25 protein-coding genes are annotated in these 26,459 nt (G+C 38.3%); 22 read left to right on the top strand and 3 right to left on the bottom strand.

Features of this window, described 5'->3' with window-relative positions; translation table 11 throughout:
- The first annotated feature begins 35 nt into the window (after positions 1-35).
- The 11 genes from P3L40_RS14540 (at position 36) to P3L40_RS14490 (ending at position 10,071) form a co-directional block, all read left to right on the top strand.
- Positions 36-1,754, top strand: coding sequence for an urease subunit alpha (locus tag P3L40_RS14540; protein WP_004256069.1), 1,719 nt, complete (start codon positions 36-38; stop codon positions 1,752-1,754).
- A gap of 68 nt (positions 1,755-1,822) precedes the next feature.
- The gene (gene ureE, locus P3L40_RS14535; RefSeq protein ID WP_196731699.1) at positions 1,823-2,485 is read left to right on the top strand and encodes an urease accessory protein UreE; all 663 of its coding nucleotides are present in this window, start codon (positions 1,823-1,825) and stop codon (positions 2,483-2,485) included.
- 29 nt (positions 2,486-2,514) lie between these two features.
- Positions 2,515-3,201 (top strand): urease accessory protein UreF, encoded by a 687-nt coding sequence (locus tag P3L40_RS14530; protein ID WP_210852599.1) that lies wholly within the window; start codon positions 2,515-2,517, stop codon positions 3,199-3,201.
- 29 nt (positions 3,202-3,230) lie between these two features.
- A complete protein-coding gene (ureG, locus tag P3L40_RS14525) occupies positions 3,231-3,863 on the top strand; it encodes an urease accessory protein UreG (RefSeq protein WP_036957900.1) in 633 nt (210 codons plus the stop codon).
- Between the two features lie 2 nt (positions 3,864-3,865).
- Positions 3,866-4,831, top strand: coding sequence for an urease accessory protein UreD (locus tag P3L40_RS14520; protein ID WP_004256062.1), 966 nt, complete (start codon positions 3,866-3,868; stop codon positions 4,829-4,831).
- A gap of 170 nt (positions 4,832-5,001) precedes the next feature.
- A complete protein-coding gene (yut, locus tag P3L40_RS14515; RefSeq protein ID WP_004256061.1) occupies positions 5,002-5,991 on the top strand; it encodes an urea transporter in 990 nt (329 codons plus the stop codon).
- A 30-nt stretch (positions 5,992-6,021) separates the two neighbouring features.
- Entirely contained in the window at positions 6,022-7,197 is a 1,176-nt protein-coding gene (locus P3L40_RS14510) for an ion channel (RefSeq protein ID WP_004256060.1), read from the top strand.
- A gap of 100 nt (positions 7,198-7,297) precedes the next feature.
- Complete coding sequence (locus P3L40_RS14505; protein WP_110591473.1) at positions 7,298-8,533, top strand: SLC13 family permease; 1,236 nt, start codon at positions 7,298-7,300, stop codon at positions 8,531-8,533.
- An 18-nt stretch (positions 8,534-8,551) separates the two neighbouring features.
- The gene (locus tag P3L40_RS14500) at positions 8,552-9,151 is read left to right on the top strand and encodes an ATP-binding cassette domain-containing protein (RefSeq protein ID WP_004256058.1); all 600 of its coding nucleotides are present in this window, start codon (positions 8,552-8,554) and stop codon (positions 9,149-9,151) included.
- A gap of 149 nt (positions 9,152-9,300) precedes the next feature.
- Complete coding sequence (gene crcB / locus P3L40_RS14495) at positions 9,301-9,681, top strand: fluoride efflux transporter CrcB (protein WP_004256057.1); 381 nt, start codon at positions 9,301-9,303, stop codon at positions 9,679-9,681.
- 12 nt (positions 9,682-9,693) lie between these two features.
- Positions 9,694-10,071: a CrcB family protein gene (locus P3L40_RS14490; RefSeq protein WP_110591474.1), complete on the top strand. Its 378-nt coding sequence runs from the start codon at positions 9,694-9,696 to the stop codon at positions 10,069-10,071.
- Positions 10,072-10,478: 407 nt separating this feature from the next.
- On the opposite strand, the gene P3L40_RS14485 is transcribed toward P3L40_RS14490, so the two are convergent.
- Complete coding sequence (locus P3L40_RS14485; protein ID WP_210852601.1) at positions 10,479-11,489, bottom strand: FUSC family protein; 1,011 nt, start codon at positions 11,487-11,489, stop codon at positions 10,479-10,481.
- A 794-nt stretch (positions 11,490-12,283) separates the two neighbouring features.
- Between P3L40_RS14485 and P3L40_RS14480 the strand changes: the two genes are divergently transcribed.
- The 11 genes from P3L40_RS14480 (at position 12,284) to P3L40_RS14430 (ending at position 22,865) form a co-directional block, all read left to right on the top strand.
- Positions 12,284-12,802 carry an Hcp family type VI secretion system effector gene (locus tag P3L40_RS14480; protein ID WP_004250011.1) on the top strand — a complete coding sequence of 173 codons (519 nt, stop codon included), beginning with the start codon at positions 12,284-12,286 and terminating at the stop codon, positions 12,800-12,802.
- A gap of 84 nt (positions 12,803-12,886) precedes the next feature.
- Positions 12,887-15,076, top strand: coding sequence for a type VI secretion system Vgr family protein (locus P3L40_RS14475; RefSeq protein ID WP_210852603.1), 2,190 nt, complete (start codon positions 12,887-12,889; stop codon positions 15,074-15,076).
- A 2-nt stretch (positions 15,077-15,078) separates the two neighbouring features.
- On the top strand, positions 15,079-15,609 hold the full coding sequence (locus P3L40_RS14470; protein WP_094960737.1) for a DUF6484 domain-containing protein: 531 nt from the start codon (positions 15,079-15,081) through the stop codon (positions 15,607-15,609).
- Between the two features lie 14 nt (positions 15,610-15,623).
- The gene (locus P3L40_RS14465; RefSeq protein WP_210852605.1) at positions 15,624-16,676 is read left to right on the top strand and encodes a DUF2169 domain-containing protein; all 1,053 of its coding nucleotides are present in this window, start codon (positions 15,624-15,626) and stop codon (positions 16,674-16,676) included.
- Position 16,677: 1 nt separating this feature from the next.
- Positions 16,678-17,697 carry a 3-oxoacyl-ACP synthase gene (locus tag P3L40_RS14460; protein WP_196731695.1) on the top strand — a complete coding sequence of 340 codons (1,020 nt, stop codon included), beginning with the start codon at positions 16,678-16,680 and terminating at the stop codon, positions 17,695-17,697.
- A complete protein-coding gene (locus P3L40_RS14455; protein ID WP_140170760.1) occupies positions 17,698-19,281 on the top strand; it encodes a PAAR-like domain-containing protein in 1,584 nt (527 codons plus the stop codon). It begins immediately after the preceding gene.
- The gene (locus P3L40_RS14450; RefSeq protein WP_094960741.1) at positions 19,281-20,243 is read left to right on the top strand and encodes a hypothetical protein; all 963 of its coding nucleotides are present in this window, start codon (positions 19,281-19,283) and stop codon (positions 20,241-20,243) included. Before P3L40_RS14455 ends, P3L40_RS14450 begins: the two co-directional genes overlap by 1 nt.
- A 25-nt stretch (positions 20,244-20,268) precedes the next feature.
- Positions 20,269-21,558, top strand: a complete 1,290-nt coding sequence (locus P3L40_RS14445) for a HEAT repeat domain-containing protein (protein WP_096864296.1) — start codon at positions 20,269-20,271, stop codon at positions 21,556-21,558.
- On the top strand, positions 21,551-21,943 hold the full coding sequence (locus P3L40_RS14440) for a thioredoxin family protein (protein ID WP_210852607.1): 393 nt from the start codon (positions 21,551-21,553) through the stop codon (positions 21,941-21,943). Before P3L40_RS14445 ends, P3L40_RS14440 begins: the two co-directional genes overlap by 8 nt.
- 94 nt (positions 21,944-22,037) lie before the next feature.
- On the top strand, positions 22,038-22,667 hold the full coding sequence (locus tag P3L40_RS14435) for a GAD-like domain-containing protein (protein WP_210852609.1): 630 nt from the start codon (positions 22,038-22,040) through the stop codon (positions 22,665-22,667).
- An 18-nt stretch (positions 22,668-22,685) separates the two neighbouring features.
- Complete coding sequence (locus P3L40_RS14430) at positions 22,686-22,865, top strand: GAD-like domain-containing protein (protein ID WP_144140139.1); 180 nt, start codon at positions 22,686-22,688, stop codon at positions 22,863-22,865.
- 501 nt (positions 22,866-23,366) lie between these two features.
- Here P3L40_RS14430 and P3L40_RS14425 read toward each other — a convergent pair.
- The gene (locus tag P3L40_RS14425) at positions 23,367-25,103 is read right to left on the bottom strand and encodes a type VI secretion system baseplate subunit TssF (RefSeq protein WP_094960745.1); all 1,737 of its coding nucleotides are present in this window, start codon (positions 25,101-25,103) and stop codon (positions 23,367-23,369) included.
- Positions 25,096-26,439 (bottom strand): VasL domain-containing protein, encoded by a 1,344-nt coding sequence (locus P3L40_RS14420; protein ID WP_247605800.1) that lies wholly within the window; start codon positions 26,437-26,439, stop codon positions 25,096-25,098. Before P3L40_RS14420 ends, P3L40_RS14425 begins: the two co-directional genes overlap by 8 nt.
- Between the last annotated feature and the right edge of the window lie 20 nt (positions 26,440-26,459).

Here is a 26,459-nt window from a genome sequence, read left to right as displayed (position 1 = left end):
TAACAATTCACCTTCTTCACATTAAGGTAAATAACATGCCAAAAATTTCTAGACAAGAATACAACGGTTTATTCGGGCCAACAGTTGGCGATAAAATTCGTTTAGGCGATACTGACTTATATATTGAAATCGAAAAAGATTTACGTGGATATGGCGAAGAGTCTGTCTATGGTGGTGGTAAATCTTTACGCGATGGTATGGGCGCGAATAATACTTTTACTAGCGATAATGGTGTTTTAGATTTAGTAATTACTAACGTCACCATCGTCGATGCGCGTTTAGGCGTGATTAAAGCGGACGTGGGGATTAAAGCGGGTAAAATCGTTGGTGTCGGTAAAAGTGGTAACCCAAATATTCAAGATAACATTACACCGGGCATGGTTGTTGGGGTATCAACAGATGCTATTTCTGGTGAACACTTAATTTTAACAGCTGCGGGTATTGATACTCATATCCATTTAATTTCTCCGCAGCAAGCTTATGCGGCGTTATCAAACGGTGTAACAACCTTCTTTGGCGGTGGTATTGGTCCAACCGATGGAACTAACGGTACAACAGTAACCGCAGGTCCTTGGAACATGCGTTCTATGTTACGTGCAATCGAAGGCTTACCAATCAACGTGGGTATTTTAGGGAAAGGCAACTCTTATACGCGCGAACCATTGATAGAGCAATTGGTTGCGGGTGCAGCGGGTCTGAAAGTGCATGAGGACTGGGGCGCAACAGGGAACGCTATCCGCCATGCGCTACGTATTGCTGATGAGTTTGATGTACAAATTTCTGTGCATACAGATAGTTTGAATGAAGGTGGTTATGTTGAAGATACCATCGAAGCATTCGAAGGCAGAACTATCCACACTTATCACACTGAAGGTGCAGGTGGTGGACATGCCCCTGATATTATTAAAGTTGTTAGCCAACCTAACGTATTACCAAGCTCAACAAACCCAACATTACCGTTCGGTGTTAACAGTCAATCAGAGTTATTTGACATGATTATGGTATGTCATAACTTGAACCCAAATATTCCGTCGGATGTTTCATTTGCAGAAAGCCGTGTTCGCCCTGAAACCATTGCAGCAGAAAACGTACTACATGATATGGGTGCTATTTCGATGTTCTCAAGTGACTCACAAGCGATGGGGCGTGTGGGTGAAAACTGGTTACGTATTGTTCAGACTGCCAACGCGATGAAAGCTTCTCGTGGCAAGCTACCTGAAGATGCACCGGGCAATGATAACTTCCGTGTTCTACGTTACGTGGCAAAAATCACTATTAACCCAGCAATAGCTCAAGGTATCAGCCATATCTTAGGCTCGATTGAAGTTGGGAAAATGGCCGATCTCGTATTATGGGACCCGCGTATGTTTGGGGCTAAACCTAAACTGGTTATCAAAGGTGGCATGATCAACTGGGCTGCAATGGGCGACCCAAATGCTTCCTTACCAACACCACAGCCAGTCTTCTATCGCCCAATGTTTGGTGCGATGGGTAAAACTGTTAATGACACTTGTGTGACTTTTGTTTCACAAGCCGCATTAGATGATGGCATTAAAGAAAAAGCAGACCTTGAACGCCAAGTGATTGCTGTCAATAACTGCCGAGCGATCGGGAAGCGTGATTTAGTGCGTAACGGTGAAACACCAAATATCGAAGTTGATCCTGAAACTTTTGCTGTAAAAGTGAATGGTGAACATGCAACTTGCCAGCCGATTAGCGAAGCCGCAATGAACCAACGTTATTTCTTTAGCTAAAGCTAATTGTACATGTTTGGATTATCTGCCTGCCAGTGGTGGGCAGAATTAACATAAAAGGTAATATTATGATCATTATTGAACATATTCTTGGCAATGTTAAAAAAGACCCAGTGTGGCAAGCACGCCAGAAAAATGCCGATGTTGATACGTTGATCCTCGATCAACGAGAAGCACAGAAAAGCCGCTGTCGAAAAAATACGGAAAAAGGCCAAGACTTGGGTATCGCGCTGGACAGAAACGTCTTGTTATCTGATGGCGACGTTCTGCTATTTGATGAAGCCACCAACACAATGACGGTAGTTCAGATCTCTTTACGTGACGTCATGATGGTCAATTTATCCCACCTGAAAAACTTGAGCACAGAAGAGCATATTCGTATTAGTTTTGAATTAGGGCATGCTTTAGGAAACCAACATTGGAAAGCTGTTTTAAAAGGTGATCTTGTTTACGTGCCATTAACGGTAAGTGAAAAAGTGATGGGATCAGTGATGCGTACACATGGGTTCGGTGAAGAAACATTTGCCTTTGTGAAGGGTGAAAGCATTTTACCTGAATTGAGCCACTCTGAAGCACGCTTATTATTTGGTGGTGCAGAGGAAACGGATACGCATGTTCATGTGGAGTTAGGACAGATCCACGGACACAACCACAGTCATGATCACGGCCATGGACACGATCACAGTCATAATCACCATCATGACCATGGGCACACTCATACACACAAATAACGTTCGTGTCCATGAGTAAGGAAAGTGATATGGAAGCATCTGACCTAATTAGAATTATGCAGTTTGGTGATTCAGCGCTGCCAATTGGTGCGTTCACATTTTCAAATGGGGTTGAATCCGCCATTCAAAAAGGTGTTGTCCACGACAAAGAAACGCTGAAATCCTTTGTTCACACGTCTTTGAAGGTCGCAGCACATTCAGATTGCATTGCGATTGTGGCGGCACATCGTGCCGTTCTTGCACAAGATCATGACGCATTAGTGAAGATTGATTGGGCAGTGCATAATCGCAAATTGAATGAAGAAGCGCGAATAATGACGACTCGAATGGGAAAAAAACTCGCTGAAATCTCAGTTCATATTTTTGATGACCCACAAGTGAGTGGGTGGCTTGCGAAAATCAAAGCCAATGAGGTTCCAGGGACCCAGCCAGTCATACAAGCCATTGTTATGGCGGTACAAGGGATCACCGAAAGAGATGTTGTTGTGATGCACCAATATGGTATTGCCATGACAATCTTAAGTGCCGCGATGCGATTAATGCGTATCACACACTATGAAACACAGCATATTCTTTTTGAATTAAATGAAGAAATTAAGGCTTTTTGTGACATCGCAGCCTGTGGTGATATAGAGCAAATGTCCTCATATGTTCCTGTTATTGATGTCTTAGCTGCGGTACACACTAAATCGTTTGTTCGTTTATTTATGAATTAGCGAACAACTAAAAATTTTGGGGAAAAATGATGAAAAAAATGACTCGGATCGGAATTGGTGGGCCTGTTGGTTCAGGAAAAACAGCCATTATTGAAGTGATCACCCCGATCCTTATTGAAAGAGGAATTAAACCACTAATCATCACAAACGATATTGTGACGACCGAAGATGCGAAACAAGTAAAACGTACCTTGAAAGGTATTCTTGATGAAGAGAAAATTTTAGGTGTTGAAACCGGGGCATGTCCTCACACTGCGGTACGTGAAGACCCAAGTATGAACATTGCTGCAGTTGAAGACATGGAAGAACGTTTCCCTGATAGCGACGTGATCATGATTGAAAGCGGTGGAGATAACTTAACATTGACCTTTAGCCCTGCACTCGCGGACTTTTACATCTATGTTATTGATGTGGCTGAAGGTGAAAAAATCCCACGTAAAAATGGCCCAGGCTTAGTACAAGCTGATATTTTAGTTATTAATAAGATTGACTTAGCTCCTTATGTTGGTGCTAGCCTTGAAGTGATGGAGCATGACACTAAAGTTGTTCGTGGGGAGCGTCCTTACGTACTAACTAACTGTAAAACAGGGGAAGGGGTTGTTGAGCTAGTTGATATGATCATGGATAAATTCCTCTTTACGCACCAAGTTCCAAGGGGGTAAAGATGACGAATTTCAGGGCAGATATAGCAAATACTCCAACGCGTGTTAAAGCTCATATTTTAGGCTGCAATGCCCCTGAACTCGCCGCATATCAAGATGAACCGAAGCAAATGCAAAGTGGTGCTGTGGGTAAAAGTGGTTACCTAAAATTAAGGTTTGCTCAGGGAGAATATCGTAGTGAGCTGGTGGAAATGGAGCGTCGTGTTCCCTCTTTAGTGCAAAAAGCACTGTATTGGGATGAATTGATGCCCCAGCTACCCTGCGTCACTATGATCTCTACCTCTGGCAGCTTATTACAAGGTGATAGGCAAGCCCTTGATATTATAGTTGAAAAGGGTGCTTGTGCTCATGTGACAACGCAATCTGCGACCAAAGTTCATATGATGGAAGCGAACTATGCTACTCAGTACCAAAATATTATTGTTGAGGAGGACGGGTATTTAGAATATTTACCCGATCCTATCATTCCTCACCGTAATTCTCGGTTTATTACTGACACGCGGATTAATATTCACCCAAGTGCAACGATGATTTACTCAGAAATATTGATGTCAGGACGAAAGTATCATCATCCTGACGAACAGTTTGGCTTTGATGTTTTCTCATCACATATTCGAGCGGAGTCATCGTCCAATAAAGAATTATTTGTTGAGAAATACATTTTAGAGCCAAAAAAATCACCGCTAAACATTACCGCAGTTATGGATAGCTTCGATACGTTTGGCAATGTGATTTTATTGACACCTAAAATTCACCATGAACGTATTTTAGAACGTCTAGATGCGATATATGACCCGAAAAATGAAATTGCTTTTGGTGCAACTCAATTACCGAATGATTGTGGATTAATATTTAAAGCGTTGGGTGTTGATAGTCCAAAAGTAAAGGATGCTGTTAGGTATTTTTGGCAAATAGCGAGAGAAGAAATATTAGGTATTTCGCTACAAGAGCCTTTTTTATGGCGTTAAATATGGTTCGATGTATTAAATGTATCTTATTGCATTTAATACAATGTGGTAATGATTGTCATAAAATGACTGAAATAACCTGCTAGGTTATCAAGGTAATTTATTAATATATTATCAGTAGAGTGATTTTTATAAATTCTCTACTGATATTCCTATTAAGGAATTTCACGATGGAAAAAATAATAAATCAGAACGCTTGGAATAAGTTAGCCAGCAAAAATATGACGATTCAATTTATTGATGTCGTCTTGCGTGGATGTGCTCAAGTTATGTTTCAAAATAACGCACTAACCGGACTTCTATTTTTTATTGCGATTTTCATCGGTGCGTTTTTAGAAGGAATGCCACAAGTCGCTTTAGGCTGTTTGTTAGGTACCGTTGTCGCTACACTGACAGCTTATATTAGTAAATTAGATACTGAATCGTTGCGCTCGGGGCTTTATGGTTACAATGGTTGTTTAGTGGGTGTTGCATTACCGACTTTCTTAGAGAATACCCCATTTGTTTGGGTAACTATCGTATTGGGGAGCATCGTTTCGGTTATAGCGACTATCTCTTTAATGGATTTTCTTAAGAATTGGAAAGTTGCAGCATTAACAGCACCTTTTGTTTTAGTATCATGGATTATTTTGCTCGCGAGTTACAATTTCTTAGGTATTGAAGGCGTTGCATTACCGACTCCTGCACTACCTAAACAACTTATTGAACCTATTGGGTTAATTCCGCATAGCGATCTGGTTGCTGATGTTTTCCGTGGTATTTCTGAAGTTTTTTTACTTAGTAGCATGATTGTTGGCATCATCTTTGTCATTGGCTTAGCGGTTAGTTCTATATGGGCAGCGATATTTGCGGTATTTGGTTCTCTTCTTGCCTTTATTGTTGCAACTCTTTTAAAAGGTGACTTTGCGAGTATTCATACAGGGTTATATTCGTTTAGTGCTGTATTAACCGCAATTGCTTTAGGTTCTACCTTTAACAAGCCAAGCTATCGCGTGGTCGTCTATGCTATCGTTGGTGTGATATTTACCGTATTTGTTCAAGGGGCACTCGACATAATTCTTGAACCATTTGGTATTCCGACCTTAACGATGCCATTTGTTCTCGCATCATGGTTATTTCTAGTACCGAACCAAGATATTATGCCTAAGCATCGACAGTAATATTGGCACTAAAACTTTTGGTACTCAATTATGAAAAAAAATGCAATATATAAATATATTCAAAATATGAGAATGCTACGCTTAGTGCTCGCATTATTAATACTTGCTGATGGGATATTGATTATTCTCCCCATCATCTCAACTTATGATCTTCATTTATACCCTCAACATCTAGGTTTTGTTGATTGGCTACAATCATTAGGGCTGGTTAAATTATTAGATATTCCAAGGTTTGCTATTGGCGTTGTGCTCATTATTCTTGCTATTCCTATTTACTTAGGTCTACGTATCGGTTGGTTATTTAGCTGTTTTATGCTGTTCATTATCATGTTAATTAACTTGGTATTAGCAAGAGAAAATGTCCTGACTGGAACTTTTTCACTAATCGTTCTGATTATTGCCGTTGCAAATTGGAAAGCATTTAATCGCCATAGCTTATCTGGTGCAGGCTTTGTTGCTTTCATGAGCTTAAGCGTACTATTGGGTTATTCTGTATTTGGCACTTTATATTTAGGCGAGCAATTTCAACCCCATGTTACTGACATCTCATCTGCATTCTATTTTGCTTTGGTATGTATGACGACGGTGGGCTTTGGTGACATTATTCCGATTAGTGTTGAGGCAAGACTGTTTACAATTTCGATTGTTATTTTAGGTATTACAATTTTTACAACCTCTATTGTGTATTTTCTAGGGGTATTTGCAAAAAGCACACAAGAAATTGTTAAGAAGAGATTATTCCGTATGAAAAACCACTATATTATTGTTGGCGCAAGCCCTTTAGCTTTAAACACCTACCACGGATTAAGAAAGCGTGACTTAGACGTCATGGTACTTTGCCATGAAGATCAAAAAAAGAGCTATCCAGATAATGCGCAAGTTATTACCACGGAACAAATCAATAAACATGCATTAAATAGTGCTAACTTAGGTCAGGCAAAAGCCTTATTTATTCTTGGTGGTTCTGATTCGGAAAACACCATCTCTATGTTAGCTGCGAAAGAAATTGTCGGTGGAAATATTAAAAGCGTCATTGCTGTAAATGATGATAAAAATTACGAAAATATGCAGCTATTACATGCAGATTTACTTATTTCGCTTTCATCTTTAGGAAGTGAAGTTTTGATTAAAATGATCTTTGGTGAAAACATTAATAACCAAGTGATGGAGAATATTATTTTTTCAAACAACATATTAGATTCGTAATATGCTGGGGGGCCCAATGGTAAAATTGCTACTTGAGTATCTACAGTTTTATCATTTATACGAAGAAATAAAAATATAGATAAGAGATAGAGAGTTTATTATGGATCTAACCGTTATTATTTTTATTTTAGTGTATGTCGCAATGGCTTTTGGGACTTTTCCAGGGATTAAAATTGACCGTACTGGCGCATCTGTAGCGGGTGCATTAGCCATGATAGGGTTTGGGATTATCTCGCCAAAATTATCTTGGGATGCAATTGATTATAGTGCAATTGGGCTATTATTTGGCTTAATGGTAGTATCTGCATCATTTACAGTATCCGGTTTTTATCACCAAGCGGCACAAAAAGTGGCGAGCTTAAATATTAGCCCTCCTAAATTAATGGCTGTTTTTATTATTGTTGGGGCACTTCTTGCTTCGGTACTTACAAACGATATTGTGGTGGTGGCGATGACACCTTTATTAGTTTCCGTCACATTATCCCGTGGGCTTAACCCTATTCCATTTTTACTTGGTTTTTGCTTTGCGGCCAATAACGGTGCTGCAGGATCTTTAATTGGTAGCCCTAAAAATATGGTTGTGGCACAAGGATTGGATTTATCTTTTATTGGAATACTCAATATTACAGCCATTCCAGTCTTATTTTCAGTTCCTATTGTATGGTGTGTGATTACCTTGCTTTATCGTAATCGTTGGTATTTATCTGAAGACAAAAAGTCATTAATGCCCAATGTTGAGCCTTCGATTATTGAATTCAATTGGTGGGAAACGATAAAAGCCGCTACGGTTTTATTTATTGTTATTTTGGCGTTTTTATTTAGTGATTTTCCGCGTGAGCTTGTTGCATTATCGGCAGCCTGTTTTTTATTGTTAAACAGAAAAATAGCATCCAGTGACATGTTAAAGCATGTTAATGGTGACTTAATTCTTCTAATGATGGGCCTATTTATTATTAATACCGCATTTTCCAATACAGGTATCCCTCAGGAGGTATTGCACTACTTATTGGGTAAAGGTATCGATCTAAATAGTCCTATTACGTTATTTTTGGTCACCATCGTGATGAGTATTTTTGTAGGGACAACACCAACGGTGATTTTATTAATCCAGTTTGTTTACCCCCATGGAAATGTTGATTTATTAGGTGCTGCTTTAATCTTAGGTGCTTGTTTTGCAGGTAATATATTTATATTTGGCAGCATTGCTGGGATTATTGCTGTTGAGCAATCCTCAGCTCATGGTATTAAAATATCGTTTTTAGAGTTTACAAAATCAGGTGGTATTATTTCCATTATTTGTATTTTTATTGCTGTTGTTTGGTTATCCATCTATTAGCTTATAGAGAGTTTCAGTATGTTTGAAGTCAAAAACTTATGTATAAAGCAAGATAACCGTACATTATGGGATTCAGTGTCATTTTCACTGAATAAAAATGAGCGTCTAGGGATTTCAGCACCGAGTGGTTTTGGTAAAACAACATTAGGTCGTGTATTAGCCCAATGGCAAATGCCTACGCAAGGCGATGTGCTATTTAATGGAAAAAAATTAACTCAAAAAGGATATTGCCCTATTCAGTTAGTTCCTCAGCACCCTGAAAAATGTTTTAACCCTTATCGAACAGTCGGTGAAAGCGTGAAGGATGCTTGGGAGCCTGATCCATACTACCTTGAACGGTTGTTTATTAAATCAGAGTGGTTGGCTAGAAGGCCCAGTGAACTTTCTGGTGGTGAACTTGCTCGAATTGCCTTATTAAGAGCATTAGACCCAAGAACAAAAGTTTTAATTGCAGATGAAATTACTGCACAATTAGATGCGCATCTGCAGAAAGATATATGGCAGTTTTTAATTCAACTTTCTGAAGAAAGACCATTATCGATGATTGTTTTTAGCCATAATAAATTTCTATTGGAAAAGGTGTGTACCTCGATTTGGAATATGGCCATATCAGAATGAACTGTTTTATAAGGCTAAATAAAATTACGGGTCATTTAATATTATCATTTAACGACTAGTGATTAATAATGTTGAATTAATGTGTGTAATTTAAATTTTATTTTAAAAATGATGTCTTTAATTTATGATATTAAATAGAGAGGACCGCAATGGTAGCTATTGATATTTTATTAGTTGGCTCAGGTGGCGGTATTGGTTCACTACTTCGTTGGTGGATTGGTCGCCTGGTGGGGGAACGTTATCATGGGACGTTTCCATTATCCACATTCATTATTAATATTTCTGGCGCATTTGTTATTGGTTTTTTAAGCCGTTATTTTGCGATCGATTGGGATGACCGTTATGGGACATTTCTTCAATCAGCGGTTTTAACTGGGCTACTCGGTGGCTATACGACGTTCAGTAGTATGCAACTTGATGCTTTAAAATTGACTCAAACTAAACAGAAATTACTCGCACTATTTTACTTATTACTTTCGGTTTTATTTGGGTTAGCTGCGGCATTTATTGGTGCTTGGTTAGCAAACTAACAGGGGCTAAAAATGAATATTATGATCTTAGTTTTTATTGGTGGTGCAATTGGGGCAATTTCCAGAGAACTACTGATGGTGTCTGTTCCTACCATGAATAATCATTTCCCTCTTGACATATTTGTAGCAAATATTGTTGCTTCCTTATTATTGGGTGTTGTTGCAGGCTTACTTATGAGAAATAAAATAAGCCAAGGGATGAATGCCTTTTTAGCTACGGGGATCATGGGAGGATTATCGACATTTTCTAGCTTCGTTTACGGTGCAGTAGAAATAATGAAGTCTCCGCAGTTTTTATTGGTTGGAATGAGTTATTTGGTTTTAAGTATCGTTATTGGATTTGTTGCTATTTATATCGGATATTCAGTAGGTAATAGACAATACAGTTAGCTCTCATGCTGATATTTTAAAATTTATAAGTGAGTAAGAGGTTTTTGATATGAAAATAGGTAAATCAATATGGCATGGGATCACTTCAAAGCCTTATAGATTACAATTATTATTTGATATAATGCTTTTAATATTATCACCCGTGATCTTCATAAGTATAATTGGATTTGATACTAAAACTCTAGATATGGATGTTTTTATTGTTACATTAGTTATTTTGATTTATATTTACATTACACGTTGGTTTAGCCATTGGTATTGTAAGAGACGTGAAAATAAATAATGTATATGCGACAATTTGATAAAACCACATTCGCTTTTTTATCATAACTTGCGTTTGTTATGGTCTAAAAAGAGGGGAAGCTTCATAGTTTATTAAGAAGAAGCTTCCCTGTTTTTCCTTGCTATTAATTTATAATTTCACTTTTCTTTATAATTCTAAAAATGTTTAAAACTAAACTAGCAAGGATTGCAATAGCACCACCAATAAATGTCTCGTATGCCCTTGATATCGGTAGTAAGTAACTTGGATCATGTAAAAATTGAGTTTCTTCAAGAAGAAGCAGAACAAAAACAGTAATAGAAAATGTTTTTAGTAGATAATTTAAACGAAAAAGTGTTGGAATTAAAAATACAATTAAAGCTAAAACTGCTAAGTAAATATAAGTTTCCTTTGATTTTGTTATGCTAAACATGGAAATGACAAAAACAGCCGCCAATAGGCTTCCTAAAAATCTAAGTAAAGTAGCCTTTATTATATGCATTTCTTTTGGATGGAGTAACATAATGAATGTAAGGGGAGCCCAATAAGGTTTATATAAATTTAGATAGTCAGGTATTGAAAGGCTTAAAAATAGGAAAAAACTGAACAAGAAAGCTCGTATATATATTTTTTCGTCACTATGATATATTTCTTTTGAAAATAATCCGTTTTTAAATGCATGACTTTCAAAGTTTTTATGTTTTAGTAAGCTAAAAATAGTTAGACTAATAGCAACCCCTGAGATATAGGCCATTGGCAGGTCAATGCTAATAGAGTCAAGTGTTGTTCCCATGGAAGAAAAGATAATTAAAAATGGAAATGTACGGTCTAAGTAATCATCTTTTTTATAAAATAGATAATAGCAATATGATAAGATAAATAAGTATATATAAAAATAAACTGTTAACTTTAGTATAAAGCCAATGCCCCCACCAACGATGACCAAACATAATAAAAAAAACACATAAAAAATATTACTACTATCAGGTTTTGTATCATAAACGATATTAGAGAATAGAGTTGTTAAAAGACCAAATGTTCCACCAATGACACCAAATAAAAAAAAGCAGGCAGTTGAATTGACTATTGCGGTAATCAAAAAAACTCCGTTATTTCTAAAACTGATATATTTATTTTTTTTACTTATAACTTTCATATTGGTCGCTCATTTTGTCTTTTTTAGTCGTTTTTATCATGTTTTAATCGAATTATATCATAGGCTAATGCATTTTTTATATATTAAGATATTTAGAATCTGATGAGATACGGGGATTTAAGATTATAAATATTGGCTCTGAGGAAGATCGAGAATAACAAGTGACGGGCAGGCCACAATCAACGCCATCTTTCTTATAATCGGAACAGATTGCTAGTTGAATGCGATAAAATTCACAGGGTATTGAATGGGATAAATAAGATTAGAATTCCTTTTTCCTCATCGGCAAATTGGCTGCTCACCGATGAAAATTATCTGTTACACCTTAAGTGAAACTAATCACTATTAATTTGAGATTAGCAGATAATTACACTGCCAGCTTAAGCTGATAATTTTATTAGTAGTGAAGATAACTTGAGTTTTTTGTTTTATTTATATAAAATCATATAGTTATGATGGTTTTGTAGATTGAAATATTTGGTTACATAGTTTATTTCTATGTACATTAGAACTTACTAGGCTTATCGCAGTTTGGTCTATTTTTTGTTCGATGATAATTCGGTTATGATTCATTTTTAGTGTTTTTCTGAAATTATATAGCGATATTTCAACCAGTTTACGCTAAGTCACTTATCCTAGGGAGATACAAAAAGGCCGCTAGGTTTACAGTCTATCCATAAGCTTTTATTATCCTTAACTCAAATCTTACCGTGCGCACTGGCTGAGATGACGGAAATTAACAGTTAATTATATTTACTTAACTCAATTTGTCATTCTTGATAAAGGATATCGCTATGCCAACTCCATGCTATATTTCCATTGAAGGAAAAACCCAAGGCAACATCACTGCCGGTGCATTTACTGCGGATTCTGTGGGTAACATCTATGTACAAGGTCATGAAGACCAAATGTTAGTGCAAGAATTTTCTCACGTTGTGACTGTGCCGACAGACCCACAATCCGGCCAACCTTCAGGCCAACGTGCACACAAGCCGTTCCGTTTTACTGTTGCGTTAAATAAAGCCGTTCCGCTACTGTATAACGCCTTAGCATCAGGCGAAATGCTGCCGAAAGTGGAACTGAAATGGTACCGCACCTCAGTTGAAGGTAAACAAGAGCATTTCTTCACCACCACGTTAACCGATGCAACCATCGTCAATATTGACTGCCAAATGCCTCACTGCCAAGACCCTGCAAAAGCCGATTTCACGCAGTTAATCGAAGTATCTCTGTCTTACCGCAAAGTGGACTGGGAGCACACGGTTGCAGGCACATCGGGTGCTGATGACTGGCGCGCACCGCTCGAAGCGTAATACCTTTTTGACGGGCTCTTTTGGGCTCGTCATCGCTTTTATTTCGTTCCCCGCTTCTTATCCATTTTGTCATGGAGACTAGTGATGTTTAGCAAAGACCCCAAAAAAACCACCATTGACCCCGTTTCTATTGTCAAAGATGAAGCGGTAAATCAAGTTAAAAATAAAGTGCAATCTAAAGTCAATGAGTTGGTGTCCAGTAAAGTCCAAAAAGCGACAGCATTAGCACAGCAAGGGGGGGCTTTGGCATCAACTGCGGCATCTATGGCAACTCAGGTGACATCACAATTGAACAGTGTAGCCAATAACCCGCTTATCCATGGCGGTGGATTTGGTGGTGGATTAAAACTTGGTGGTGGACAAACTTTTTCAGAAAGTCAGGCATTACAAGCCGCTCACGGGGCATTGCTAGATGCACTAGGCATGGGAAGTCTGGAAAGTGGCTTGGTGTTTACATGCTCAATTGCTGGGCTACCCGATGAAACTTTTCAAGTTACCGAATTTAATTTAACGGAAGGGTTGTCTTCGTTATTTTCCCTTTCAATTAGTGCTGTTAGTGCCTTACCGTTTATTGATTTTCAGAAACACCTTGGCGTCGCCTCTTCTTTAACAGTCAAGCGTGATGGTGCCCAAGTCCGTAAAGTGAATGGCATTTTAGCAGGGGCGGTTCAAGGGAATACGGATGGCGTAAAAACGTGGTATCACTTTGATATTCGTCCAGAAATGTGGGTGATGACCCTAAATCAAGATAGCCGAATTTTTCAAAATCAAAACGTACCGACCATATTAAAAACCTTGCTGGATGAAGCGCATGTGAAGTCGGACTGCAAGTTTTACCGTGATGACTTACATCCCAAACGTATTTACACCACCCAAAAGCGAGAATCCGCCTTTGATTTTTGGTGTCGCCTCGCTTTTGAGGAAGGGATTAACTTTTGGTTTGAAGAAAACCAATTGTTTTACAGTGACGAACACATGGGGATGACGGCGGGAATTAACCTGATGTATAACCCCCAAACGGATACGGATATCAGCGACAGTACCGCCATGACATGGCAGTATGGTGAATACTTGTGTGTGGATGAAACCATTCATAAAGACAATAATTTCATTCGCCCTTCCTACCCACTTCAACATGAAAATAAATTGGAAAAGGGTGGGCAACACAGCGTCTTTGAAAGTTACGGCCGTTTTCAATTAGATGAAGAGGGTAAGCCACTCACCCAAATTCGTTTTGAACAGTTACGTAATGGGAGCAAGGTGGGCAATGCCACAACAAACTGCTTTGCCTTGATGCCGGGTAAAATCTTTACCTTATCGAATCATCCACACCTCCCGATGAATAACAGTTGGCAAGTTATTAGCGTGAGCCATCATGGTGTTCAACCTCTGGCAGACAATGGTGGCGGAGAAGGTACTCAGTTGTCGAACAGTGTTTCTTTTATCCCTGGTACGCAAGAGTGGCGGCCACCTTATCGTTATAAACCCACCGCGGATGGTGATGAAGTTGCGACTGTCGTGGGCCCTCCGGGTGAAGAAATCTATGTCAATGAACATGGTGCGGTGAAAGTCCATTTTCACTGGGACAGACGTGGAGAGCCTGACCACAGTGCCTCGTGCTGTGTGCGTGTTGCGATGGGATGGAGTGGCGGCGGCTATGGTTTTTCTGCGGTTCCACGCATCGGAACGGTCGTTCAGATTAGTTACCTCAATGGGGATATTGATAGGCCGATTATCACGGGCTGTACTTATGATGGTCGCAATGCGACTCCAATCAGTTTTCCTGAAAATAAAACCCGCACCACGTTTCGGACGAAAACCCATAAAGGGGAAGGATTTAACGAGCTGCGCTTTGAGGATGAAAACGGCAAACAGGAAGTGTTTATACATGCCCAGAAGGATATGAATACCAAAGTGTTGAATAATCGGACTACGCATGTGTTGGCTGATCATTTAGAGGTGGTTGAAAAAAATCAAATGGTCAAAGTGACCCTAAACCAAGATGAAGAAGTGGGTGAAAGTAAAAAATTGCACGTCAATGAAAATTATCAACAAAGGGTTGGTGCGAATAAGACGTCGATAGTCAAGGAAAATATCCAATATGTTGCGGGCGATTCATTTGAAATAGTGTGTGGAAAATCGATATTGCGAATGGATAAAGACGGATATATTCGTATTCAGGGTCATGAAGTTATTATTGAAACGTCAGGTGATCAGTTCCTTAAAGCTAATGGCGATATTACATTTAAAGCTAAAACTATTTTAGGTAATTAGTCATGACAAAATTATCCATAACCAATGAAATACGACCAAATGATCCATCACTTCTAGATGAAATCATTGAACAAACAGAACCTCTTTCTTTGGCTGAAGAGCAAGCAAGACTTCCATCGATTCAATTAGCTCGGCTTGTTAGCTACAGTGAGAAAAGTGTATTTATTGCATTAAATGAGATTGATACACCTATTTTAGCGTTGAGTTTAGCGCCGATAGTGGAGTCAGACATAGGTAAAATTTGTGCAATTCAATTTATCAATGGTAATAAGCAGAACCCACTAATCATGGGGCTGATCCAACAAAACAATCATTCGATGATATTGCCAGAAACTCCGTTAAATAACATGATGTTTTCGTCTCCAGAGCATGGGCAGTTACATATTCAAGCAAGTGAATCTATTACATTACAGTGTGGTGAGTCGAGTTTAACTCTTACTGCGGATGGTTTTGTGCAAATAAAAGCGCTTTATATTGATAACTATGCTTCAGCAACGAACCGTATTAAGGGCGGTTCAGTGCAAGTTAATTGAAGGGGACTAGGAATATGGAGTTGATAAATAACGCTAAACATACGACGGCTAAAGCGACAGTGATGATTGATAAAGCGGGATTTGAATATCTGGTTGTGGTGATGAAAGCTAGCTACCATTTACCTGATGATAATCAACTTGCACGTCCAATTATTCCTCCTAAAGCACTGGCTTATACGGATACATATACTGGTGAAGTGGGAACTTCTGTTCCTCTTTATGATGCTGACTTTGTCTTAAGAAAGCATAAGTGTGATGTGATCTTTAATGCTAACGCGTTTGCACCGAATGCCGAACCGACTCAGCATTTAATGGTATCGGTACAGGTCGGTGAAATGAAAAAAAGTCTCTCTGTCATTGGTTACCGACAGTGGCAACAGGGAACTGAACATTATACGGCAGGTGATGTGACTCCGTTTACAACCGTTCCTTTACATTATGGTTTTGCTTTTGGTGGGCAGTATCATTTCCAAGATGAGATGATCTCTCACTCTATTAATCCATTAGGAAGAGGTTATTTTTCTTTAGAAAAACCGAATGGGGAGATGATGATGCCCCAATTAGAAAACCCAAAAGAACTAGTCGATGCACCTGATAATGATGTTAAGTCTATTGCCCTCTCAGTATTACCCCGCCATTACGGGGAGCGTGTGAAATACGCGGGAACTTTCGATGATAAATGGCGTAATGAAACGGCACCGTTTCTACCGGATGATTTTGATGAATGTTATTTCCAATCTGTACCAGATGACCAACAGATTGATTTTCCTGTCGGTAATGAAGTGATTACGTTAACCAATATACATCCGACTCGTCCAGAAATTCATTTCAAGCTTCCAAGGTTAAATAATGTCCCCGTACGATTATATCAGCGTGATGGCGAGGTAGTATTGCTAACACCTAAGGTAGATACCCTCTATTTTGAACCCGAAAAGAATTATTTCTCTGTTATTTGGCGTTGTCATCATCAGATCCGTACTATTCAAGATGTTGAACAAGTGCTTGTAGGGCCATTATTAGATAGTTACGTATCTCGCCAAGCACCAGTGTCGACATGTCGGGGGTAAGATGAAAGATAAACCATATTTGTCAATTATTTCTGCTGGACTATGTACCCCTGTGGGAACGGACCTATTTTCTGCTACCGCGGCTATTCGAGCGGGGCTAGACCATTTCCGGGAAACTCATTTTCGAGACACACTAAATCACCCAATCATTGGCTCTCTGTTATATGACTGCCAAATATGGGGACCTGCACGATTTATTGCTTTAATTAACGATGTCATTGAGCAATCACTAAAAACCATCACGGTAGATAAAGAACACATTGTAGTGTGTTTATTATTACCGGAAGAAGATAGGCCAGGAATGTTCCCTCAATGGCTTAAGATGATTTCAGAGACAGTCTTACAGCCTTTTCATACTAACTCGATAGCATTTAACCGAGGTAAAGCCGGGATCGGTGAAGCCCTGCCTTTTGTACAGGAAATATTGTCAACTCAAACAGCTGACGTGGCATTACTAATTGGGTGCGATAGCTATTTTAACGCAGAAACTATTCGCCATTATATGGACACACATCGGTTATTACACTCAGAAAACAGAGATGGTTTTATTCCTGGGGAAGGTGCAGCCTCAGTCGCCTTGACATTAGCAGACAATAGGCACAGTCATGTAAATATTCTTGGTTTTGATACTCAGCTAGAAGCGGCACATATTCTTCAAACTAAATTACCCTTAAGAGTAAAAAGTTTATCAGAGGCAATTGAGCATGCTTGCCAAGGCTCATATCTTTCATTAAGTGATACTCAATTTCACATTAGCGACGCTAATGGCGAATCTTTTTATTTTAAAGAAATATCGTTGGCAACAACTCGTACGTTAAAAGAAAAAGTTGCACATTATCCTCATTATTTAATTGCTAAAAGCCTAGGTGAAACAGGAGCAGCAAGCAGTGTGATGATGTTGGCAACCTTGTTTGAATGGATGAAACATCCAGAAGGACCCGGAGATAGCGGATTGGTGATATCTAGCGCAGATAGCGGGGAAAGAACGGCGATTATTTTACAATATCAAGAGGTTAAATAGATGGATACACGTGTCTATGTTAATGATCGAGAAGCATGCTCTAAGGCATCTGATGGCGTATCAACGGCCGCATTTCCAGACCCTTGCTGGTCTCCAGGGCCAAGTGTAGTTCCTTATCCAAATACGTCAAAAGCGGATGCGTTATCAAATGGCACCGCAACGGTGTTTATTCAAAATACCATGGTAGCCCAGGAAGATCGTTCATTTTTTTCTACTAGTACTGGCGATGAACCTGCCACTTATGGGTTAGCTAAAGGGGTGATGACGGGAGTAATCAAAGGTAAGGCTTATTTCCGTTCATGGTCATTGAATGTGAAATTTGAAGGATATGGCGTTGCCCGCCATCAAGATTTAATGACACACAACCATGGTTCTTTTCCGTCTAATACACCGACTTTTCCTTATGTTTCCCGCGGTGTTTTTGGGGGATTAAAAGCGTGTGATAAAGAAAATACGCAAGTTGAAAAACGTTGTGAGCCGGATAAAGATAATTCAGAGACACAGCAAACGCTCAAAAAAGAGAGCAAGCTCAGAAAAGCTTTAGCAAAAAAAAAGCAACGACAAAATAAAAAGAACAGCAAAAAATGGCATTGGACGGATGACCATTGTGCTGGGCTTGAAATAAAAGTATCAGGAAATACCCCTGAAGAAATGCAGGAAATGGCGAAAGAATACATGGATGATATGTCTGAGTCGATACAGACATTAAAGAGTGAGTTGGATTACGTTAATGCATTAAAAAGTAAGCTAACGGACATGGCTGAAAATGCAGCAATGAAAGCCTTGGGGAAAGTAGGGGCGAAAGCAGTTGCAAAACAAGCTGTGGGTAGTGCTGTTCCAGCGTGGGGAAATGCGGCAATGGCCATTTGGACATTGGGCGACCTTGCTTATTCTGGCTTTGAGATTAGTTCTATTAAATCAGCGGCTGAAGAAGGGCTTGAGCAAATCAAAGTGTTATCCGAAAAAGCCGAAGACATCAAGAAATTGATGAAAGAAGCGGAGAGTTATAAAAATCTGTCACCTGAAGAACAAATAAAAAGAGCCCAAAAGTTAGCCGAAGACACGCAAGAAATATTAGCCTCATTAAATGCATGCGCACGGGCAAGAAAATGCAATTTAGTGCCCTATTCTGTAAAAAATGCCATTAAGGGGGCTAGAGGGAGTAAAACGGAGCCGGCCAACAACGGCGGGTGTTGCAAAGGGCAAACGGGGCATCATTTAATTTATTCCAATATGATAAAAGACGCCTGTCCAAATTATGATGCGTCAATTGCCCCAACTGTTTGTGTCGAAGGAACTTCTTGGCATGGTGGAAGCCATGGGCGTATTCATACGGCGATGGATGATGAACTTAGCCGCTTAGTTAAAAATAATAAATTAGATAATAATACACTGAGTATGGATCAGGCGATTGATGCGGCGGTACGTTCCCACAAAAAAACATTTCCATATGCCAACTGTTCTAATCATTGCATAAGAGAACAACTTAAGGGCTACTACTTGCCGATGTGTAAGAATGCACGATTGCCTGCCAAAGACTCTCGAGGTAATCCAATAACAGTTGAAAAAGAGAGAGAAAGATAATGAGTTATGTTACTAAAGAACATTGGGCTAAATATATCAAAGGGTATATTTTTACTGGATGTGCAATCCGAGATAAAAATATCGTGTATTTTTGCTTACGCAAAGATGTTCCCTATGAAAAAGCCAGAAATCTCTGGAATAGTGAAATACCTTCACAGTTGTTATGTATTTATTTAGATACACCAGATGACCCGATTGATTATATTAGATTTGAGGGGTTTGATAGTCCTAAAGTGGGAGTTTGTTTCAAACCAAAAGAACAAGGGATGCTTGCTTCTAGAGGGGATGATGGGTTTGTAAAATCTATGGGTAGTGGTTCTAAGTTTCCCTTAGAAAAGGTCATGGAAGGTGATTTTGCAAATCCTAAAAATATCAAATGCATTGAAGGTTATGCCTATTATGTCGGCTCTGCACGTGAAATTTATAAACGTGTCGACATTGGAAAATGGGTGCGACTTCAAAAAGGTATTCCAGGTGGAGAAACAGATACCGATATGGGATTCACGGATCTTGATGGTTTTTCAGAGCAAGATATGTATGCCGTTGGCGGTGAAGGGGATGTCTGGCACTATGATGGTGAACAATGGATCCCCTGTGGCTTTCCCTCCAATGAACAATTAAGCGCAGTGCTGTGCGCCCCAGATGGTTATGTGTATATCGGTGGTGAAGGCGGCAGCCTATGGCGTGGCCGTCAATTCCAATGGGAAAAATTGTACCACGGGGGCTCGACGATTTTACTGAATCAACTGCGCTGGTTTGAAGATAAAGTCTGGGCTTGTGATGACTATCGTTTACAGTGTTGGGACGGCAATGAAATGGTACGCCCGATGGATGGTGATGAATCTGTTCTTCTGTCTGGCCATATGGATGTGCGTGACGGCATTTTAGTGGTAGCGGGTGATTATAGTGTAGACCTGTATGATGGAACGGTATGGCATAAGATTGTTAGGCCTTATAGTTAATAAAACATGTTTAGTAGATAAAAATATGTCAACAGTAATCTCTATTGATTTTCTAAATCCAACTCCGATTATTCGGCAGCATCTGAATAATGCGACGTTTTATTATAAAACGCTACATGAAAGCCGTTATTCTTCATTAATTAATGTAGAGCGATTTAATCACTTTAATGCACTATTAAACGCGAACCTTGACGGTTTATATCATGCCGGGCAGCTTGGTTTACATGAAGCATTGTCCGCATTAAAACGTTGGAAAGGTTATGAGGATGCCTTTATTTATGCTTCGCTTTTTAATGAGTTAGATAATGAGAAAGACGTTGATAATTTTTGGCGAACGATAAAAACATTAGGCTTTGATGCATTTATTGGTGCTATAGATGCTCTAGTTCGGGTGGAAATCACATCTAGAAATGCGCAATTAGCAATACTTAAAGATATTGATTTATTTATGTTTTATATCGCGCTATTGAAAATAAAAGCATATGATGCTGAGGTTATTCAATACGAAACGTTTTTACAGTATTTAAGTTCCCCATCAAAAGAGGTCAAAATAGCGCTATGTGACTATACGAAAAATATGGGACTAAATAGCGTATCTGAAGACCTATGGCAGCTCTTTAATCATGAAACAGACCTTACAATAAAATATGCCGCTATAGAGGCAATTAGTTGGCTTTCAGATGACTATAATCGTATTTATTCCGCATTAATTCAACTCATTCAGTTGTATTTAAATGAAAATAGCTTAAAAGGAAGTAAAGGTTTAATTCATTCACAAATAATAGAGAATATCGCTAGATTGATGGGTTATACATCTTCTATGCTTGATGGAGTTGTATTATCAGAACAAATACAATTACTGCCTGATTACTTAAAGATTGTTTATTATGCTAATTCCGGTAATACCGCTTATCTTCAAAACCTTATTGGTTATCTTGATGTCCCTGAATTATCGCGCTTAGCATTTAAAGGTATTTGTTTGATTACAGGCATTGATGTGAATTCACCTGAATTGACATTTGCCTCTGTAGAACAGGCCGAATTAGCGGTTGATAGCCGAGTTCGTTTTCTTTCATCAAGTGTTAATCAAGTTAATCAAGAAGCAGTAAAAAGGACAGTACTATCACTGAATTTTAAAGGGAAAGTACTTTTAGGTAAAACTATTTCTATTTCTCATTGTGAGGCGGTTATTCAAAATGGTTGTCAGCTTGAAAGACATATAGCAAATTGGCACTTATTTCATCTGAGTAATAAAATTAAATACAATAATATTTGTTACTTTAATCGAATAAATATAAGGAGTAGAGGTGATTAATTATCCAGATTTAAATAAAGATAATATTCGTTATCAATCAGCCTTTGGAAAAAAACTGGTGATAAGCTTTTGTGCTTCTTGGTGCCATAATTGTGAATCATGGAAAGACACTTTCACACTTTTGTCTGAAAGATTTGTTGATGATTGTTTTATTTGGATTGATATCGATGAATATCCTGAATTAGTGAGTGAAATTGATCTAGATGTAATTCCGGTGGTACTGATACAAAAGAAACAAAATATTCATTTTTTAGGTCCCATTAGGCCAGGACTAGACGCCATCATAAGTATCTTAAACTCAGATAAAGCGATGGATGTTGAGTTTGATCCTGGCGTAAGAGAGTATTTAAGTGCACCTGATTTCCAACAGAGAACACCGTATTAATATGGTTATCAGGATACCTTGCCTTACTGTAAATCAAACAATTTAATAAAAGTAACGATAGAATTAGAAGTCTGCCGAGGAAAAGGAAAATAAAATGCGCGATGAAGCTTTTGAATTATTTGTTGAAAAATTTGGAGAAGCCACTATATCTCGTTTTGTTTCTGAGGAAGAAATCGATAAGTGGCGAGGAAAGTTACCTGAATTACTCTTAACTTATTGGCACAATGAAGGATGGAGTAGTTATTATAATGGATTATTTACAATTGTAGATCCTGATGACTATGAGGATATTGTCGATGAGTGGCTGGAAAACACCTATTTAGAGGAAATTGATAGTTTTCATGCGATTGCCATTAATGGATTTGGGAATATCTATTTATGCGGTGAAAGAACAGGTCATTGTATAGATATAAGTTCAATTTATAATACGATTTTTGTGCAGAAAAAAACGATCAATAATATCAATATGGAGAAATTTAAAAATAACACAATAGAGTCACTATTTGTTTTATCTGAAATTGATGACTATAACAAAAAAGGCCTATTTGAAAAAGCGGTAAAAAAATTTGGGCCTCTTGGTGATAATGAAATATTTGGTTTTGAACCTGCGATTATTTTAGGTGGGGAACTTGATATTAAATACATACAAAAAGTCGATGCACGTATTCATTTGTCTATTTTAGCCCAATTGGCTGAACCAGAAATTAATGAAATTAATATTTAGATTCAAAGAGAAAATATAATGAGAGATCTTTACTTCGCATCAATAATCGATAGTCTTGGTGAAGCAACAACTTCTCGTTATGTTTCACCTGAATATATTGTGAGATGGAAAACTATTTTACCCGATAACTTACTTAATTGTTGGGTAAATGAAGGTTGGAGTCGTTATCAATATGGTCTTTTTTCTTTCTTTAGTTGAAAAATATGGGGGATTAAATGAAAATGAAATTTATTGCTTTGATCCCATTATCCAAAAACTAGAAACATTAAATTTTAATGCATCTAACAAAGTAAATGCTATTGATTATTTATTAGAATTAAGGAAAATAATTACACCTGTAATCAAGTTTATCTAAAATATCATTCTTATTTTCTATGATATATTTACTGAAATAATATAAATTAAATAATAGACTGAGTTCTTGTGATTGCGAGCTGAACAATGAGTTTGGGCAAGAATACCTTCGCCGCAGTGAGATGGGTTTTATGAATTCTAGCCATTAAACAGAGATAGGATTATTCGCTCGTTACAACAGCGAGTCACTGCAACCTTGAAACTTTAAAAGCAGGCAACGCTGCCTCATAGGTTCATGGGGTGGGGATGCAATTGAAGCGTTTTTGCGCCACACTTTTTATGCTCCCCTTTACTATATTGAGGTAGTCTTTGGGATACTTTAATTAGTTACTCATTAAGAGATAGTTAAATCATCGACTTATGTCCTTTTAGGGGGGATGGGGATAAATGCCACCTTGTTTTTTTCTCGTTATTCAGTGTCACCGACATCTCTAATAACATATTCGCGGATAGGCAAAATGGGAAAAAGTGATAGAGGTGAGTGGTAAATACAAAGGCTTCACCTTCGCTTTCATATTGAGCGTTATCAAGTAGTAGAGATAAAGATAAGCACCGGTAGGGTTTACCTTTTAAGATATGGTCATATAAATGTGTTTTCAGCTCAATGAGCCCAGATAATAATCGCTCACATCTTCGTGTCACTTGCCTATCAGTATCTCGATAGAGAATATAATCAGCAATTAAGTGTTTTACGCTTTCTAATGACATTAGCATTGAGGCATTAGCACTGTAATGGGATAGTAATTGCCAAAAATGGTGGTTATTAACGATGGGAGGATAGCAAGGTGATAATAATGTGATATTTCCTGTTTTAATTCCGTCAGGCATTTTTTCACTGTGTTGGTTTAATAAGCCAATTTCGTTTTTTTGGTTACGTTCAAAGCCTATATAAACACATGAAAAATGTAAGCTGGGCGGTGTTACCATAGGGGCGCCTTTATTATCAAAAAAGTTTAAATAATAAAGGGTATGCCCCGTGATATTTTTCTCCATCGTTAAGGAGTAAAAAAGGGTTTTATGGTATTGAGGCATAAGGCGTGAAGATGCCGTCAATTCTGTCGTAGGATAAAAATGACAATATATGCCTCTCTCTTGTTCATGTGGCTCAAGTGAAAGTTGAATTTCAAAGAGGTCAGCCAAGTAGTGATGGCTAGGGATAGGAAGCAAATAACTTGATTTATTTTCTTTAAAATCAATTAGCAAGGTGTGTTGTGCTTCGGTATCCATTGCCGGAGCACAGTTTAAATAAAAGCTATTTTCACATTCCTCTTGTGTCAAAGGAAGCTGTTGATTGAAATAGATGTTAACTGTAAAACGCCTTTCTTGCTCCCAATCTAACTCAGTGACAACTTGGGGAATATTGAGCTCAACAAAATGATGAACATGAGGTAAATAAAGGCCTTCCAATAATTGCTGTGGAGCACTGAGTGATGCATTTTCTTGTGGGAAAATTTTATAGGGTTTTCCGATTTTGGGCTCGAAAGCGTAGTTAAGGGGATCTCCCTCATAGCGAATATGATTATGGATGACTTCAATTTTTTCAAAATACTGGCTAAATGCGAGTAGTAAGGTTTCTGATATTTTTTTATTGGCTCCTAAAAAAACATCAAGTGAACTTGTTGAATGAAATTTAGTTTCACCTCGATACTGTAATTCAAGTGAAATACAAGAACGATTTGGGTGCTGAATCACTTTTCTAGCGAGAAGGCTATAGGGTGCTACGACGAATTCATGACAAAAACTAAAGCGAGCCCCATTATTACCTAAGACAAGATGGTCTTTATTTATCTCTACTGGAAAAGAAAGCAATTCACTTTGGTCAATTTGTACAATAGTCGTTGCTGGAAGCCCTTTTATAGCTTGGGAGTCTAGTCGTTGCAGTAGGGGCAATGTAATTTCAGGAAATGCATCGTCAATTTTATCCTGTAAACGCGCAGATAAAAAAGCAAACCCTTCTAATAGGTAGCTTGTCTGCGGATCTTGAGGATCTAATACATCAGCTAAATGTGGCTTTTTATCTGCATATTCACTATATAGCTTTTGTAAGTATTGCTTTTCTTTAATATATTTTATTTCACTCATGACTTAATCCAAAAGATGAATATGAGCTGGGTTTTAAACCTTTTTGCTCTGCTTGTTTTTGTAATTCATAGTAACGAGCTAATAATCCATTAATTTTATTATCAATATTGATGAGTGTGGCAGGGGGAACCGGTTGCCCATTTTTAATTTGTAGCGATAATTGACGGAGCTTTTCTTCAATAGGCTCCACTTTATTGTGCTGCTTTTGAATGTCATAGATGGCAGTTTTTAAATAGGATAATGTAAAACTACCTCGGTTTTTTTCTTGTTGAATAATTTTATTTGAAAGTTGCTGCAACAACATTGCTGTTTCAGACCAACTATCATTAATAGGCATATTTTCTAAACGCGCCTCATATTGGTTTTGCCAATTTCGGCTGAAGTAAGCCTGATCAGCATCCGCAGGCCAATAAGATTTTGCTTTTTCTTGCATGTTCTCGATCAGTTTCAAGTTAGCGAGAGGGGAACGCTTTTCGAGCAAAGCTAAATGATATTCATAGGTATTTATTTCGGGTTTAAATAACCATTTGGCAACAGCACCTTCAGGAATGGACGTTATAGCCTCCATCTCATGTTTAAAATAAACATAGGCGCTAAATCCACTGACTAAAAAGAGTGCACTACTGAGCACACAACCCCATATAAAACCACGGGTAGCGCTCATTTTTTTAGTTGTTACTGTTAATGTTGATGCGGGCTCTGGGGGGTCAAAAATAAATGTTGGTGATGGTTGCTCTACCTGTTTAGCAGGTTGTTGTATATACACTAAAGGCGGGAGCGTGACAGATTCGGATGTATTTTGTTTTGCATATTCTTCCTGTTTTTCAAGTTGTTTGGCTAGATTTTGAAAGAACCATAACAAGTTTTCAATTTTAGGCAGTTTTTCCCACGTTGTTTTAGCCAGTTTATCAATGATTAATTGTAGCGCGCGTTCTGAGCGGTAAACCAAACGGAGGTCTTTTGTTTCATAGGTTTGCTGGCGTAGCAGGGCGCTAGCCTTTGTATTAAACCAGTTGAGTGCTTCTGTTCGTTGATTCGGTTTTTCAGGCCATAACGCATCCCAATGAGTAACAATAACACTCGCTAATAATTCGCAGCCTTCAGTAAAGCCACTGAGTCCATGGCGTTGTAGTCGTGCAATTGTGTAATAAGCACCGCTTTGTAGGTCAATACCATGATTTTTAAAAAGAGACAAACAAAGTGATTCAATAAGCGTCCAACTGACCTCCGGACGTGCAGGATGACTTAACTTGTTAAATTCTGTTTTAAGAGCAATAAATTCAGGAGTATCTAAAGGGGAGCTCCCGATTTTAATGACTAAATGTTCTGATTTCATCTCGTTGAATATCCTATGCC

It is taken from the genome of Providencia sp. PROV040, from assembly GCF_032706145.1.
Taxonomy (GTDB): Bacteria; Pseudomonadota; Gammaproteobacteria; order Enterobacterales; family Enterobacteriaceae; genus Providencia; species Providencia hangzhouensis.
This window is presented reverse-complemented; position numbering and strand designations above follow the sequence as displayed.